The sequence below is a fragment of the Meridianimarinicoccus zhengii genome (assembly GCF_003254465.1).
GTDB classification, from domain to species: domain Bacteria; phylum Pseudomonadota; class Alphaproteobacteria; order Rhodobacterales; family Rhodobacteraceae; genus Meridianimarinicoccus; species Meridianimarinicoccus zhengii.
Genome location: NZ_QDFI01000097.1, coordinates 1 through 13,802 on the forward strand (window position 1 = coordinate 1; position 13,802 = coordinate 13,802).

Annotated in this window: 13 protein-coding genes and 1 pseudogene; 12 read left to right on the forward strand and 2 right to left on the reverse strand. The window is 62.7% G+C overall.

Annotation, left to right across the window (positions count from 1 at the left end):
- Nucleotides 1-62: 62 nt before the first annotated feature.
- Nucleotides 63-678: pseudogene (locus DDE13_RS20075) on the forward strand (IS5 family transposase); the annotation flags it as partial.
- A gap of 174 nt (nt 679-852) precedes the next feature.
- Here DDE13_RS20075 and DDE13_RS20080 read toward each other — a convergent pair.
- A complete protein-coding gene (locus tag DDE13_RS20080) occupies nt 853-1,851 on the reverse strand; it encodes a helix-turn-helix transcriptional regulator (protein WP_111406012.1) in 999 nt (332 codons plus the stop codon).
- Between the two features lie 148 nt (nt 1,852-1,999).
- On the opposite strand from DDE13_RS20080, the gene DDE13_RS20085 reads away from it, so the two are divergent.
- The 7 genes from DDE13_RS20085 (at nt 2,000) to DDE13_RS20115 (ending at nt 8,858) form a co-directional block, all read left to right on the forward strand.
- Complete coding sequence (locus DDE13_RS20085) at nt 2,000-3,970, forward strand: DUF3604 domain-containing protein (RefSeq protein ID WP_111406013.1); 1,971 nt, start codon at nt 2,000-2,002, stop codon at nt 3,968-3,970.
- A gap of 4 nt (nt 3,971-3,974) precedes the next feature.
- The gene (locus DDE13_RS20090; RefSeq protein ID WP_111406014.1) at nt 3,975-4,736 is read left to right on the forward strand and encodes a hypothetical protein; all 762 of its coding nucleotides are present in this window, start codon (nt 3,975-3,977) and stop codon (nt 4,734-4,736) included.
- Nucleotides 4,737-4,830: 94 nt separating this feature from the next.
- Complete coding sequence (locus DDE13_RS20095; protein WP_111406015.1) at nt 4,831-5,808, forward strand: hypothetical protein; 978 nt, start codon at nt 4,831-4,833, stop codon at nt 5,806-5,808.
- Nucleotides 5,805-6,629, forward strand: coding sequence for a peptidyl-prolyl cis-trans isomerase (locus tag DDE13_RS20100; RefSeq protein ID WP_111406016.1), 825 nt, complete (start codon nt 5,805-5,807; stop codon nt 6,627-6,629). The genes DDE13_RS20095 and DDE13_RS20100 overlap by 4 nt, the downstream gene beginning before the upstream one ends.
- Nucleotides 6,626-7,639: a HupE/UreJ family protein gene (locus DDE13_RS20105; RefSeq protein ID WP_111406017.1), complete on the forward strand. Its 1,014-nt coding sequence runs from the start codon at nt 6,626-6,628 to the stop codon at nt 7,637-7,639. Before DDE13_RS20100 ends, DDE13_RS20105 begins: the two co-directional genes overlap by 4 nt.
- A 20-nt stretch (nt 7,640-7,659) precedes the next feature.
- Nucleotides 7,660-8,250, forward strand: coding sequence for a HupE/UreJ family protein (locus DDE13_RS20110; protein WP_111406018.1), 591 nt, complete (start codon nt 7,660-7,662; stop codon nt 8,248-8,250).
- Nucleotides 8,250-8,858, forward strand: a complete 609-nt coding sequence (locus DDE13_RS20115) for a hypothetical protein (protein ID WP_111406019.1) — start codon at nt 8,250-8,252, stop codon at nt 8,856-8,858. Before DDE13_RS20110 ends, DDE13_RS20115 begins: the two co-directional genes overlap by 1 nt.
- 610 nt (nt 8,859-9,468) lie before the next feature.
- Here the strand turns inward: DDE13_RS20115 and DDE13_RS23045 are convergent.
- A complete protein-coding gene (locus DDE13_RS23045) occupies nt 9,469-9,912 on the reverse strand; it encodes a hypothetical protein (RefSeq protein ID WP_162631124.1) in 444 nt (147 codons plus the stop codon).
- A gap of 10 nt (nt 9,913-9,922) precedes the next feature.
- Between DDE13_RS23045 and DDE13_RS23050 the strand changes: the two genes are divergently transcribed.
- Genes DDE13_RS23050 through DDE13_RS20130 form a run of 4 tightly spaced genes read left to right on the forward strand, consistent with a single transcriptional unit; the run spans nt 9,923 to nt 13,743 of the window.
- Nucleotides 9,923-10,561: a Cap15 family cyclic dinucleotide receptor domain-containing protein gene (locus tag DDE13_RS23050; protein ID WP_162631125.1), complete on the forward strand. Its 639-nt coding sequence runs from the start codon at nt 9,923-9,925 to the stop codon at nt 10,559-10,561.
- A gap of 20 nt (nt 10,562-10,581) precedes the next feature.
- Nucleotides 10,582-11,511, forward strand: a complete 930-nt coding sequence (locus DDE13_RS20120) for a patatin-like phospholipase family protein (protein WP_111406020.1) — start codon at nt 10,582-10,584, stop codon at nt 11,509-11,511.
- Between the two features lie 9 nt (nt 11,512-11,520).
- Nucleotides 11,521-12,411: a nucleotidyltransferase domain-containing protein gene (locus tag DDE13_RS20125; protein WP_111406021.1), complete on the forward strand. Its 891-nt coding sequence runs from the start codon at nt 11,521-11,523 to the stop codon at nt 12,409-12,411.
- Between the two features lie 45 nt (nt 12,412-12,456).
- Entirely contained in the window at nt 12,457-13,743 is a 1,287-nt protein-coding gene (locus DDE13_RS20130) for a hypothetical protein (protein WP_235868790.1), read from the forward strand.
- Nucleotides 13,744-13,802 lie beyond the last annotated feature (59 nt).

The following is a 13,802-nucleotide window of genomic DNA, read 5'->3' on the forward strand; positions in this document are numbered from 1 at the left end:
TGGCTGAAAACTGTCGCGGCAATCGTCAGAGCGGCCAGCCAGAAGTTTGTTCAGCCTGAACCAAGGAATACGGCCCGCACAAGACCCTCCACAACCGCTGGAAGCGCTGGAGCGAGAAGGGCGTGTTCGCCCGGATCCTGGTCGGACTGGTTGCTGAGGATCCCGAAAACAAGACGGTGATGATCGACGCGACCTATCTGAAAACCCACCGGACAGCGACCAGCCTGGCCGCGAAAAAGGGGGGCCAATGACAAGCGCGGTCGCCTGATCGGCCGGACCAAGGGCGGCATGAACACGAAACTGCACGCGATCTGCGACAGCCAGGGGCGACCACTCGAGCTGTTCATAACCGCAGGGCAGGTCAGTGATTACATCGGGGCGCGGGCCTTGCCGGGCAGACTGCCGGATGTCGACTGGCTGCTCGGGGACCGCGGCTACGACGCCAACTGGTCCAGGGAAGTATTGCAAGACAAGGGGATAAAGCCCTGCATCCCCGGCCGGAAGTCCCGCGGCAAGCCCGTCAGATTCGACAAGCGCCGCTACAAACGGCGCAACAGGATCGAGATCATGTTCGGGCGCCTGAAGGACTGGCGCAGGGTTGCCACACGCTACGACAGATGCCCGAAGGTCTTCCTGTCCGCCATCGCCTTGGCCGCAGCTGTCATCTTCTGGCTGTGAAACTCAATGAGACTGGACCCTAAGAAGCACCCCCCCATGCAAAATGATCTCTGCGATGGGTTCATGGTCTGGGCCGTCTTGGGCAGTGACAAGCTCTCGCTTGCGGTTGCTGGTTTCTAGCGCGGCATCGGAATCACCGCGGGTCACGATGCAGTTTCGCCAGGTGTCCCTGGCTCATGATCGCCCGAACCGGCTGGGCGGTGCGCCAGTCCAGCGTCGAAATGCGCGCGACAGGCTCGCCTGACCGGCATAGCCGAGGTCTGACGACAGCGTTGCCAACGCATCGTCAGCGTGTCCGGCCCGTTCCACGGCGAGGTCGCGCCGCGCTGCGTCGAGGATGGCCGAGAACGACGTGCCCTCGTCCAACAGCCGGCGCTGGAGGCTGCGGCAACTCATGCCCGCATAGCCGGCCACACGATCCACGGTCGGCGTGTCAAATCCGAGCATGCTGCGCACAAGGTGGCGCACTGACTCGGTGAGCGTGCCGTCGGTTCTGAGACGCGGCCAGTCGGTGGCGTGCGGGGGCTCAGTCGGGTGGTGCGTCAGGTCGAGCGGGCTCCGGGCAAGGACCGAAGGCACGGACAGTACGAGCGTGTCCTGCGTCGCGCGCAGGGCGCTGTCCCCGAACCACGGCAGGATGTGGTCAAGACCATCCACGGGATGAGGGCGGAGCGAGATGCGCGCAGGCCGCGTCTCCCCGCAGCCGAGCCGGAAGAGCGACACGAAGAGCGCCGCGACGTATTGCTGGATGGCATGCGCCGTTTCCGCGTCGTCGAAGGCCAGCGACCAGAGATCCCGGATCACGAATCCGCCCTCAGTGATCTGGAGCGTGATCATCTCGTTCGTGCAGTGGCGGGGCATTGCCGTCGCGATGGCCCGGACGGCGCCGCCCACGGTGCCTGCTGCCAAGGCCCGCGCGCCCAGGGGGCCAAGCTGGAAGATGCCCCGCGCCAGCGCCATGCGGCAGGGAAGGTCTGGCCCGTGCGCGCGCACCAATTCGACAAACAGCGACACCGCCGGAAGCAGGGGCACCGGGCGATCAAGCGGGTGTCCAGCGATCCACGACAGATCCCAGGCTGCAAGCCGTTCCGCTGACCGGGCATCGTTGGTTTCCATCCAGTCGAGGATTGGCCCGAGTGCGCCGGCGCTGATGAGAGGCAGGTTCCGTGTCATTTGGTCCCGAGAATGCGCGCGTCAAAACTCCCCCATCGGTGCACATTCTGGCGCGCAAAGCAAAACGCATGCACAGCGGTCGTGTAATCGTGATTGGCAAGTTGTGCCTGGACAGAGGCGTGACAGTGGCGGGTTGGGAGGATGGGACATGCGGACACTGATCGGAACGGCGCTGCGCGCCGCGCTTGGCACGACGGCACTTCTTGCGGCGGGCGCCACGCTTGCGCCGGAGGCGCAGGCGCAAGGCCAGGTCGGGATCACCGGTGCGGCGACGGCTGACAACGTCGCCCTTGGTGGGGGCGAGCGGCCCTATTCACCTTTTGCCGACCGGAACTTCCCCGTACGGCCGTTCTTTGGCGACACGCATCTGCACACGTCGTTCTCGATGGATGCCGGCGCGTTCGGTGCGCGGCTCGACCCGCGCGACGCGTATCGCTTCGCGCGCGGCGAACAGGTCGTTTCCAACACCGGCCAACCGGTCAAGCTGTCGCGGCCGCTCGATTTTCTGGTGGTTGCGGATCATTCCGACAACATGGGGTTCTTTCCGGCGCTCCTGTCGGGGCGTCCGAACATGCTGGCCGATCCGACCGGGCGGCGCTGGTATGACCTGATCCAGGGCGGTCAGGGCCCGCAGGCCGCGATGGAGATCATCGTCGCCTTCTCTCAAGGCACCTTTCCCGAAGCGATCGCCTTCCTGCCCGGCAGCGAAGGGTACAAGGATGCGTGGCAGCAGACGATCGACGCGGCCGAAGATTTCAACGATCCCGTCACCTTCACCGCCTTCATCGGGTATGAATGGACGTCGAACACCGGCGGCAACAACCTGCATCGCAACGTGATCTATCGTGACAACGGCGACCGCGCGCAACTGATGCAGCCCTTTACCGTGCTGGGGCCCGGCGGCAGCGACAATCCCGCCGACCTGTGGGAATGGATGCGCACCTACGAGGAAAAGACCAGCGGTTCGGTCCTTGCGATCCCGCACAACGGCAACCTGTCGAACGGCCTGATGTTCCCGGTGGACGAGGCTTTCGGCACGGCACTCGACGCCGAATACGCCGCCAACCGCGCCCGGTGGGAACCGCTTTATGAGCTGACGCAGACGAAGGGCGACGGAGAGGCCCATCCGATGCTGTCGCCCGATGACGCGTTCGCCGACTTCGAAACGTGGGACAAGGGCAACCTTGACGGATCGGTGCCCAAGACGCCCGACATGTTGCAGTTCGAATACGCCCGTGCGGCGCTCAAGAACGGCCTCGCGCTGGAACAGGACCTTGGCACGAACCCCTACAAGTTCGGCCTGATCGGGTCGAGCGATGCCCATACGGCGCTGGCGGCGCTGGCGGAGGACAATTTCTTCGGCAAGACCGCCCCGCAGGAGCCGAGCGCGGAACGACTGACCGCGACCTTCATCAACAACGCGGCCACCGGCGTCACGGTCATGGACTGGGAAGTGGGCGCGTCGGGCTACGCCGCCGTCTGGGCCGAGGAGAATACCCGCACCTCGATCTGGGACGCGATGAAGCGACGCGAGGTCTATGCCACGACGGGGCCGCGGATGATCGTGCGCTTCTTCGGCGGCTGGGACTTTACCGACGCCGATGCGCGCAACCGGCTGCCGGCCCAGGTCGGCTACGCACGGGGCGTGCCGATGGGGGGCCAGTTGCCGACACCGCCCGAGGGCGCAGAAGCGCCGACGTTCCTTGTGGCCGCCCTGCGTGACCCGATCGGCGCCAATCTTGACCGGATACAAGTGGTCAAGGGCTGGCTCGCCGCGGATGGCAGTCTGAACGAGCGGGTCTATGACGTCGTCTGGTCGGACGACCGCGTGGTGGACCCGGCTACAGGGGCCTTGCCCCCGGTCGGCAGCACGGTCGACGTGCCGACGGCCAGCTACGTCAACTCCATCGGCGCGCCGGAACTTCTGACCGTCTGGTCCGATCCCGACTTCGACCCCGCGCAGTCGGCGTTCTACTACGCCCGTGTGCTGGAAATCCCGACGCCCCGCTGGACGGCTTACGACGCCGCCTATTTCGGCACGACACCGCTGGACGGCACCCGCATGACCATCGTGGATCGGGCCTATACCGCGCCGATCTGGTTCACCCCCGCGGAGTGACGGCATGACCCTCCGATCCAGACAGGCCATCGCCGGTCTCGCGCTGTGCGCCGCCACGATGGCGGGCGGTGCGCAGGCCCAATCGCAATGGGACTATTCCCTGTCGGCCTATGGCTGGTTCACGGCCCTCTCGACCGAGCTGGACACGCCCGTCGGCGCGGTCGAAACCGAGCTGTCGTTCGGCGACATCTGGGACGATCTGGACATCGCCGCCTTCGCCGCGTTCGAGGCGCGCAACGGCCGATGGGCCTTGTTGACCGATCTCAACTACGCCAGCCTCACCTCCGGGCAGGACACCCCAGTCGGCATCGCCTTCGACAGCGTGGATGTCGATACCCGGCTGACGGTGGTGTCCGCCTTCGCGGCCTATGCCGTCGTGGACCGGGACGACCTGCGCGTCGATCTGGCGGGCGGCGTGCGCTACTACGATCTCGACATCGACGTGGCCCTGAATGCCGCGGCGGCGGCGAACGACCGCGCGGCCGCGTTCAGCGAAAGCTGGATCGACCCGGTGGTGGGTGCCCGGATGCGGGCGGATCTGTCTGACGCGTGGTTCGTCGACGGCTTCGCCGATGTCGGGGGCTTCGGCCTTGGAAACGCGTCGGACCTGAGCTGGCAGGTTTTCGGCGGGGCCGGATACCGCTTCAACAACACGTGGTCGCTGCGGGGTGGTTACCGCTACCTGTCGGTGGACAAGGAGATCGACGGCCGCGACACGAAGCTCGAACTCTACGGTCCGGTCGTCGGTGTCACGGCGCGGTTCTGACATGGTGTCGGTGCGGTCTGGCTTGCGCGGTGGTGGCAGGCATCTGGCAAGGTTGATTGGCGCTGTCGCAATCACGGCAATCGTTGGCCCCGCCGTGGCCTGCACCGTCTGCATCGCCCTGCCCGAAGACACGCTGACCGACCGTGTCTGGGCAGCCGACACGGTGGTGCTTGCGCGGCCCGACCCGTCCGCGCCGTTCGTCTACAGGGTCGAACAGATCCTGTCCGGCAGTGCGACCCCCGCGGTCGACCTGTTGATCAACAGCGTCGAACGGGACCGCATGGCGACCGACCCGCACCGCGTGGCGCTGCTGCTCCATGGGCCGGACGGGTGGCAGATCGGTGGGCATGGCGGGCCTGATCTGGCGCATCTCGCCCGCCGGATGCTCGACCACGCGGACGACTGGTCCGACGCGGCGAACGATCCCGACAGGACCGCTGCCTTTGCCGCGCTTCATGCGCATCCCGATCCGGTGATCCGCCGTGTCGCCCTGTCCGAACTTTCCCGTGCGCCATATGCCGACCTGCGCGGCATCGAGGTGGCGCTGGACGTCGATTGGCTGGCGGCGCGTCTGGCCGAGGCGGAGTGGTATCCATGGCGCCCGATCCTCGTGCAGCTTCTCGGACTGCATGCCGACCCCGCCGCGCGCGCGCTTGTCCGATCCCGCGCTTTCGACGTCGCGGCCGATGCGCGCGCGCCCTGGCTCATGGCCTTGGTCGAGATCGACGGCAAGGCGGGGATCGGTCGCATCCTCGCTACGCGACCGCAGGGCGAAGCGGCCATCGCGGCGACCCGCGCACTGGTCGCTCATGCCGATCCCGGTCACGACCTCGCCCCGGACCTCGCGGCGGCGCTGCGGACCCTCGCCGCGGGCTACCCCGCTGTCGCGGCGGAGGCTGTCGCTGGCCTTCGCGCGCTCGGTGACTGGTCGTTTGGACCCCAGGTCGCAGACCAGCTCGCAGGTGGATACGTTGCCGAACCGGGGGCGGCGTTCGCGCTCAGGATTTACCTCCTGACGGCGCAGGCGATGCACCGGACCGCTGTTGCGCAGACCGGACCCGACCGCAGATGAAGGCGATCCTGCGCGAGCCACTTCTGCATTTCCTGGTGCTGGGTGCCGGTGTCTTTGCCCTGTTCGCGGTGCTGGACGACACGCCACCGCCTGTGGCCGCCACGCGGCTGGAGGTGACCGACGGCGACGCCACGCGCCTTGCGCGCCAGTTCGAAGCGACGTGGCGCAGGCCGCCCACGGAGGACGAGATCGCCGTACTGATCGACGCCCATATCCGCGAAGAGGTGCTGGTGCGCGAAGCCGTGGCACTCGGGCTCGACCGGGACGATTCCGTCGTCCGCCAGCGGCTGGTGCAGAAGATGATCTTTCTGACGGAAAGCGGCGCGGACGCCGTGGACGCGACCGACGCGGTGCTGACCACCCACTTGGAGGCACATCCCGAGCGGTTCGCGCGGCCCGGTATGGTGGCGTTCGAACAGGTCATGCTGCGCGATGGGGCCGATCCGGAGCCGCTGCGCGTGGCGCTCCGCACGGGCGACGACACGGATGCATTCGCCGCGCCGAGCCTTCTGCCAGAGCGCCTGCCGCCGAGCCCGCCAACCGTGATCGACGGCACCTTCGGGGCGGGCTTCCACGCGCAGGTTTCAGCGCTCGCGCCCGGCGGTTGGGCTGGTCCGGTGCACAGCGCCTATGGCCGCCATCTCGTCCGCGTCCTGAGCGTCGTGCCGCCCCGCCTGCCGCCCCTTGCCGAAATCCGCGACATGGTGGAGCGCGACTGGCGCGCCACCGTGCGGGCACGGCTGGCGGAAGAACGCTTCGCCGTGCTCGCCGCCCGTTACGACATCGTCCGCCCGGACCCGGCGGCGGTGCTGCCCGAATGATCCGCGCGGCGCTGATCCTTGCACTGCTTGCCGCACTCCTGCCCGGGCGCGTGGCGGCCCACGCGCTGGAGCCTGGCTATCTCGAACTGACCCATTTCGGCGGTACGGATTGGCGGGTGACGTTGCGCAAGCCGCAGGTGCAGGGACAGCCCATGGCGATCGACGCGGTCCTGCCCGAAGGCTGCACGCCGCGGCAGGGGCCCGCGCCCATCTTCGACGGGCGGGCCTTCGTCGCGGGCTGGGTGGCCGACTGCCCGGAGGGCCTTGGCGGCGGGACCGTCGCGATCGAGGGGCTGGAGGCCACCCGCACCGATGTGCTCATACGCTACACGCTCGCGGGCGATGCGCCGCCGCAGACGCACCGCCTGACCCCGGACGCGCCCGCCTTCACCGTGCCGCCACCGCAAGGGCCGCTCGCGCGCTTCACCGACTATTTCCGTCTCGGTGTCGACCATATCATGAGCGGGCTCGACCACCTGCTTTTCGTCTTCGCGCTTTTGCTGCTGATCCGCCGCCCCGGGCCTCTGCTGGCCGCGATCACCGCGTTCACCGTGGCGCATTCCGTGTCGCTGGGGGCCGCGACGCTGGGCTGGATCGTCGTGCCCGCGCCGCCCGTCGAGGCCGTCGTCGCGCTGTCCATCGTCGTGCTCGCCGCCGAACTCGCACAACCGGCCGGACAGGGTCTGCGCCTGACCGAACGTTTCCCATGGACTGTCGCGTTCCTGTTCGGGCTGCTGCACGGCCTTGGCTTCGCCAGTGCCCTGCTGGACATCGGCCTGCCCAAGGGCGATGTGCCGCTCGCGCTCCTTGCCTTCAACCTCGGCGTCGAGGTGGGGCAGTTGATGTTCATCGCCGCGGTGCTGGTGGCGGGCCTGTTCCTCGCACGGCTTCTGCGCGGCGGCGCGCCGATCCTCGCGCCCGGCAGCCCCGCGCTGCGCATCACCGCCTATGCCATCGGCACGCTCGCCACGGTCTGGATGATCGACCGGATGGCCGGGTTCGTGACCTGATATCTTCTGAAGGAGCTCTCATGACGCCGCGCACGATCCTGCCAGCCGCCGCCCTGTTCTGGGTCGCCCTCGCCGGCGCCGCCGCCGGCCATGTCGATCACGGGGGCGCAGGCGGCTTCGTCAGCGGCTTCACGCACCCGATCCTCGGCTGGGACCATGTCGCCGCCATGGTCGCCGTGGGCCTCTGGGGGGCTTTCCTCGGAAGCCCGGCGATCTGGATCCTCCCGATCGTGTTCCCGCTCGTCATGGCGTTCGCCGCCGCCGCCGGTGTGATCGGCGTGCCGTTGCCCTTCGTCGAAGCGGGGATCGCGGCCTCGGCCATCGTGCTCGGCCTGCTGATCGCCTTCGCCGTGCGCCCGCCGCTTTGGGTGGCTGCGGTCGTCGTCGGGGCCTTTGCCGTCTTTCACGGCCATGCCCACGGCACGGAACTGCCGCAGGCGGTGAACCCCTTCGCCTACGCGGTGGGCTTCGTCCTTTCGACGGGGCTGCTGCACGCTGCCGGCATCGCACTGGGGCTGCTGGTGGCACGGCCCCTTGGCGCCCTCGCGATCCGCGGTGGCGGCGCGGTGATCTCTCTGGCGGGCGCCGGGTTTCTGTTCGGCGTTCTTTGATGCGCGCGCGCGTCGCGCGGCATGCCATCGGCGTCGCCCTCTGCGCGTGCGCGGGGCCAGTGGCGGCGCACAGCCCGCTCCCGGGCATCGATGGCTTTTACGCCGGGCTGTTGCACCCGGTCTCGGCGCCCGACCAGGCGCTTGCGCTGCTGGCCACGGGCCTTCTGCTCGGCGGCTTTGCCATGCAGCGCCTGCATTGGGCTTTTGGCGCCGCCACAATCGGTCTCGCCGCCGGCCTCGCTCTTGGTACGCCGACCGGCGACCCCGCACCGTGGCTCTTCGGCCTCGCCACCCTCGCGGCCACATTCGCGGCCTTGGCACCGGGCCGCGCGCTGCCGCTCGTCGTGCTCCTGAGCCTCGGGGCAGGCGCGCTACTCGGCTGGGCCTCGCTGCCCGATGCCGGCCCCTCCCGCGACCGCGCTTTCACCATGGCTGGCGCTGCTACCGGGGCAGCGCTCAGCCTGCTCTATATCGCCGGTTGCATCGACCTTCTGCGCGACCGCATCCGCGCCCCGGCGCTCTGCATCGCCCTGCGCGTGCTCGCCGCCTGGATCGCCGCCATAGCGCTCCTCATGCTCGCCCTGCGCCTGGGACCGTCGCCGGGATGACGAGGGCGCGTCGCGCGCGGCCACTGACCCCACTTCTGGCGGCCCCGGGCTTCAGCTGCAAATGATCTCAAGCCCGGCAAGCCGGAAGTATACTCCCAGCCGATGCCGGAGGAATGCTCATTCCAACCCACCCACGTCCCGCCCCTTGGAGCGCAGGGTCAGGATTCAGGCAGTCCTCGGACCAAACGTCTCCGGTGAATGAGCGAAAGAATCTTCGAAACTGCCATCTGCCCTGCGAGAATGCGGCACGATGAACGAACGGTCGCTCCGGGGACGCTGCGCTACGGCATGGGGCACGTCGGCGGGCGGCCGCTGTGCGCCGTCCAAGACGTCTTGAGCTTCTATGCCTGCGCGAAATCTCCCCGCCGCACCAGGGTCAGTCTGGGCTCGGAGCCGCCCTGCGGCGGCGCAGCAAGTAAGCCCCAGCGCGGCCTCAGTGGACCGACGTACCCGGCCCTCAGCCGACATTCGCAACCTTTATGGCGCTGCTATGCAGCACTCTTTGAAGTGTTTACTTACCGAGCGTACAGGACGTCTCTATGCTGATCGATCGTAAAGCGGGGTAAGATGGACATCTGCTGACTGATCACTTTCTGGCAGTCGAGTCGCGTCACTCGTCATACCAATAAGCCTGTCCACTCTCGAAAAAAATTAATCTGCCGGGAGCAATCGTGCAGCACATATCGACGTTTTGGGCCATGGATAGTGAGAGTACACTATTGTAAGCGGAGCCAAGATTTGGCTCTGGAGCATGAGGCTCATGCCTACTGACAATTCTCATTGACCATGCTGACAAACGATATGGTTCGCCTTTGCTAGCACGTCGAAAGATCACCGCACCGTCATGCACACTTGGATTAAGCTGAACAGCTGCAGTCAAAACCTGAGCGACAGTCGCATCGAACGGTGCTCCGACCTCGGGCATGGGCGACCGTCTCATGGGTAAGCAATCTTCACGGGACACTTCACCTGTTGCAAAAACCAGTATGATCGGGTGAAAAGGAAGTTCAACGTGCCGCAGTTCGGCAAGTGCTTGCTTCAGATCATGACACACGGAGGCCTCCTTGCTCGATCGGTTTTCTGTCTCAGTTCTGCTTATCATTGCCACCGTGGTTTGGGGAGGGTTCCTTTGGATACTGGGAATCGAGCTATCGTGGGACCATGCTAAGCCGTACTCGCTTACCTTGGCAGTACTCACATCATCGCTCTGGCTCTTTGACAAGCATCTATGGAAGACTCAACCGATAATGGCCTTTTGTAAAAGGCCTAATCTGAACGGCACGTGGCAGGTCAGTCTGCAGTCTTCCTATGTCCACCCAGAAACTGGTGGGCGCGTTCAAGAAATTGAGGGCTACGTGTCTATACGTCAAACATTTTCATCTATTTCTGTTCGCCTAATGACGGAGCAGGCTGACTCTTTTTTAATTTCAGGCAGCTTTGATGTCCAAGACGATGGTGCGGCCTATTTATATGGCATATACCAAAGTGATCCATCCATCCTCCTTAGATCCAAAGTTAGTGAAATACACTATGGCAGCTTCAAGTACAAGGTGATTGGTAGTCCGCCATTTGAATTAATTGGGCATTATTGGACGGATCGAGCGACAAGCGGTTCTGTAAAAATTTTCGGTAGGAGAGATAAAATTGCAGATAGTTTCTCTCACGCGTCGAGTCTCAACCATTCAGATGATAAAGCAGATTAACTGTTCAGTGAAGGATAGCAATGGACGAGGTGAACCGAACTTGCCGAATTCTGAGTCTCGATGGGGGTGGCGCTAAAGGCTTCTACTCACTCGGGGTGCTGCGAGAAGTTGAGGCCATGCTTGCTTTTCCGATCCATGAGACATTTGATGTCATTTTCGGCACAAGCACCGGTTCAATCATCGCGACACTGCTTGCAACTGGAAAGACCGTGGACGAGATCCACGCGCTTTACTGCGAGCATGTTCCCAAGATCATGCAAGCGAAAAAGGCAGGTGAGCGGACGCGGCGTCTGAGAGAGGTGGGTGAAGTTATTTTCGGTGAGGATGGCTTCGACACCGTACTCACAGGCCTCGGTGTTGTCTCGACGAAGTGGCAACTCGAGACGCCGATGATCTTTAAGAGTCGTCAGACACAGGCTCATGGTCGTAGAGCCACCTTCGTACCAGGCTTCGGCTGCAAGCTTGCTGATGCCGTAGAAGCTTCCTGCTCGGCCTACCCGTTCTTCGATAGGAAGATCGTCACGACGGATCACGGTAACGAGGTGGAACTATTCGATGGTGGCTACGTGGCGAACAACCCCGCGCTATATGCACTCGCAGATGCGACCGGCCCGCTCGGTTTCGCCCCACAGGATTGTCGTGTCTTGACTATAGGGTGCGGCCAGTATCCGGAGCCGCACCAAGGATTCATTGCTCGCCAGATCAAGAGCTTTCTGCCGGTGCAGTTGCTTCAGAAAACCCTCGGGGTAAACACTGCATCAATGGATCAGCTTCGGCAGTTGCTCTTTGCCAACGTCCCGACCGTGCGCGTAAGTGACACCTTCGACAAGCCAGAAATGGCGACGGACATGTTCGAACACGATTTGAAGAAGTTGAACCTCCTACGGCAGCAGGGCGAGCAATCGTTCGGCCGCAAAGAGGAAGAAATTCATCAACTACTCTTGAGCTGAGGAAAATTCATGGCAATCCCTGAACATCAACTCGAGACCTGGTCTCACCAAGGCTCCCAAGCTCAGTCCGCGGGTACTTACCAGACCATTAAGAGGGTCTTGGACGATCCGAGTTCTCCCTACTATCAGTGGTCCTACAGAATTTTCCTTCAGGGGTCGTACGGCAATGATACGAATATCTATGCGGATAGCGATGTCGACGTTGTGATCTGTCTGACGTCGGTCTACTACGGCGACATCTCTTATCTGAAAGACGAAGAGAAGGCTCGCTACGAGGCCAACCGATCCCCGGGCGGTATAAACTTCAGCGAATTCAAAACCGAAGTGCTCACCTGGCTGAAAGAAAAGTTCGGTGCTGGCGTGAAAGTGGGTAAGAAGGCAATCTTCATCCCCGGCAATGGCACCCGGCGAGATGCCGACGTCCTGGTTTGCGTCGCGAACAGAACTTTCACCTCTTATCCTACCACTGGGGAGCCTGCTTTCGTTGAGGGTGTCTGTTTTTGGACGACAGACGGAGAGAAAATCGTTAACTATCCGAAGCAGCACCTTGACAACTGCACCACGAAGAACAGTGCCACGTCCAGCCGCTTCAAGCCGAGTATCCGCGTACTAAAGAATATGCGGAACACGATGGTGGACCAAGGCTACCTCAAAGACGGGATCGCTCCGCCGTACTATCTTGAGGGCATGCTCTCCAACGTTCCGACGCAGCACTTCGTGGCAAGCCGTCAGGGGACATTCGAGAACTACATGCATTGGCTTCAAACCTGCGCGACTGGCGACCTGACCTGCGCCAACGGTATCCATTATCTCCTACGAGACGGGTATTCGGTCTGCTGGAATGTCGCCGATTTTAATGCGTTTCGTGCCTCGGCAGTGGCATTTTACAGTCAATGGTAATCTGGAATGGCCTTTCGTCGCGCATGGTAATTGAGGAGCCGCAGCATGCCGATCAAGCGTAGGACCTCGCTTGCGAAGCACATGGACGAAACTCTTCTCCGCGAAATTGCCTACGGCTATCTTCTACCGTTTTTTTCGGGCGCGAGTATCGAAGAGACGGCGGAAATTTCAACTTCCGCAGACAGCACAGTCGCCTTCGTGAACCCGCAAACAATCGGGTTCAAAGTGAACCGAACAGACACCTATCGCCTGAAGTTCCGTCGTGATCAACCCTTTGCGCAAAAGAGTGATCCAGCTCGTGAAACGAAGGTCATAGAGGCATTTGTGTCCGGATTGGCAAGGATGTCAAACGAGTTACAGGGTCCATTACGGGATGATCTTCTCTCAACCTTCCAGCGCCGTGTAGTCGCTGAAGCAACAGCAGAGCCGGGCAAAGGCACAGAACTCTTGGCTGTAATCGATCAACTGGCGCTCTTGGCAACGCGACTTTACGAAGGAAAACCTATCGCGAGCGCAATCGGAATTGACCCTACTATTCCCGGGGAGAAGTCTCTTCCTCTCGCCAATATTGCGAAGCAGGATTTTTTTGCGGTTCTGTCCAATGGTTTCGACACAATGTTAACGCTTTCTAAGCACCTGAATTTTTCAGGTCATCTAGTGCTTGAGCCGACAACTTCAGCAGAAGGATACTATCCTTGGCGGCACTCTGCTGTTGCTGCTTGGACTGAAGAAATAAAGGGGAGGGTCGCCATTGTTTTGAATCGGATCGGCGAAATTCTTGTATTTCGTGATGGCCAACTCCTTTTTGCTCGAAGGAGCGGGAATTGGCACTTTCTTACGCACGAGCCGATCATTCGCCAAATGGGTGTACCGAAAGAAGAAGAACTTCGTAGGGCGATATACGAAACCGCGTTGGATGCTTCATTTGCTCGTACCGGCGCCTGCATTGGCGTGATCGCTTCGGGGAGCATAAGAGCGGCAGAAGAGATGATTGTGGACACAGATTGGTTGTCCAAAGGACTATCAGACAAGGCGAAAGCTGTCGCACGCATCGTCAACGGTAGGAAATTTAACGAACTTGATCGATCCCTCCGCCTGGAACTTTCCGCAATCGATGGAACAACGGTGATCGACCATCAGGGCAATGTAATAGCTGTAGGGGCAATACCAAAGATCAAAGGAGGGAGCACCAGCGGTGGGCGAACCGCCGCCGCCAAGCATCTTGCATTGCTTGGATTGGGTGTGAAAATATCACAGGATGGCGCAATTTTTGGATATCGACGAGACAGCAAGAACCCAAAACAAGAGAAAGAAGCTTTCAAAGTTATGTAGTTCGCCCTGAACAATTCCTAACCTACTGATTCTCAGCGCAGATCACGCTGGAGCGCTGG

Bases quoted from the DNA above. Each gene is read 5' to 3' on its own strand.
- DDE13_RS20110 (WP_111406018.1), top strand. From the start codon at position 7,660: ATGACGCCGCGCACGATCCTGCCAGCCGCCGCCCTGTTCTGGGTCGCC.
- DDE13_RS20100 (WP_111406016.1), top strand. From the start codon at position 5,805: ATGAAGGCGATCCTGCGCGAGCCACTTCTGCATTTCCTGGTGCTGGGT.
- DDE13_RS20115 (WP_111406019.1), top strand. From the start codon at position 8,250: ATGCGCGCGCGCGTCGCGCGGCATGCCATCGGCGTCGCCCTCTGCGCG.
- DDE13_RS20080 (WP_111406012.1), bottom strand. From the start codon at position 1,851: ATGACACGGAACCTGCCTCTCATCAGCGCCGGCGCACTCGGGCCAATC.
- DDE13_RS20125 (WP_111406021.1), top strand. From the start codon at position 11,521: ATGGCAATCCCTGAACATCAACTCGAGACCTGGTCTCACCAAGGCTCC.
- DDE13_RS20090 (WP_111406014.1), top strand. From the start codon at position 3,975: ATGACCCTCCGATCCAGACAGGCCATCGCCGGTCTCGCGCTGTGCGCC.
- DDE13_RS20120 (WP_111406020.1), top strand. From the start codon at position 10,582: ATGGACGAGGTGAACCGAACTTGCCGAATTCTGAGTCTCGATGGGGGT.
- DDE13_RS20130 (WP_235868790.1), top strand. From the start codon at position 12,457: ATGCCGATCAAGCGTAGGACCTCGCTTGCGAAGCACATGGACGAAACT.
- DDE13_RS20085 (WP_111406013.1), top strand. From the start codon at position 2,000: ATGCGGACACTGATCGGAACGGCGCTGCGCGCCGCGCTTGGCACGACG.
- DDE13_RS20105 (WP_111406017.1), top strand. From the start codon at position 6,626: ATGATCCGCGCGGCGCTGATCCTTGCACTGCTTGCCGCACTCCTGCCC.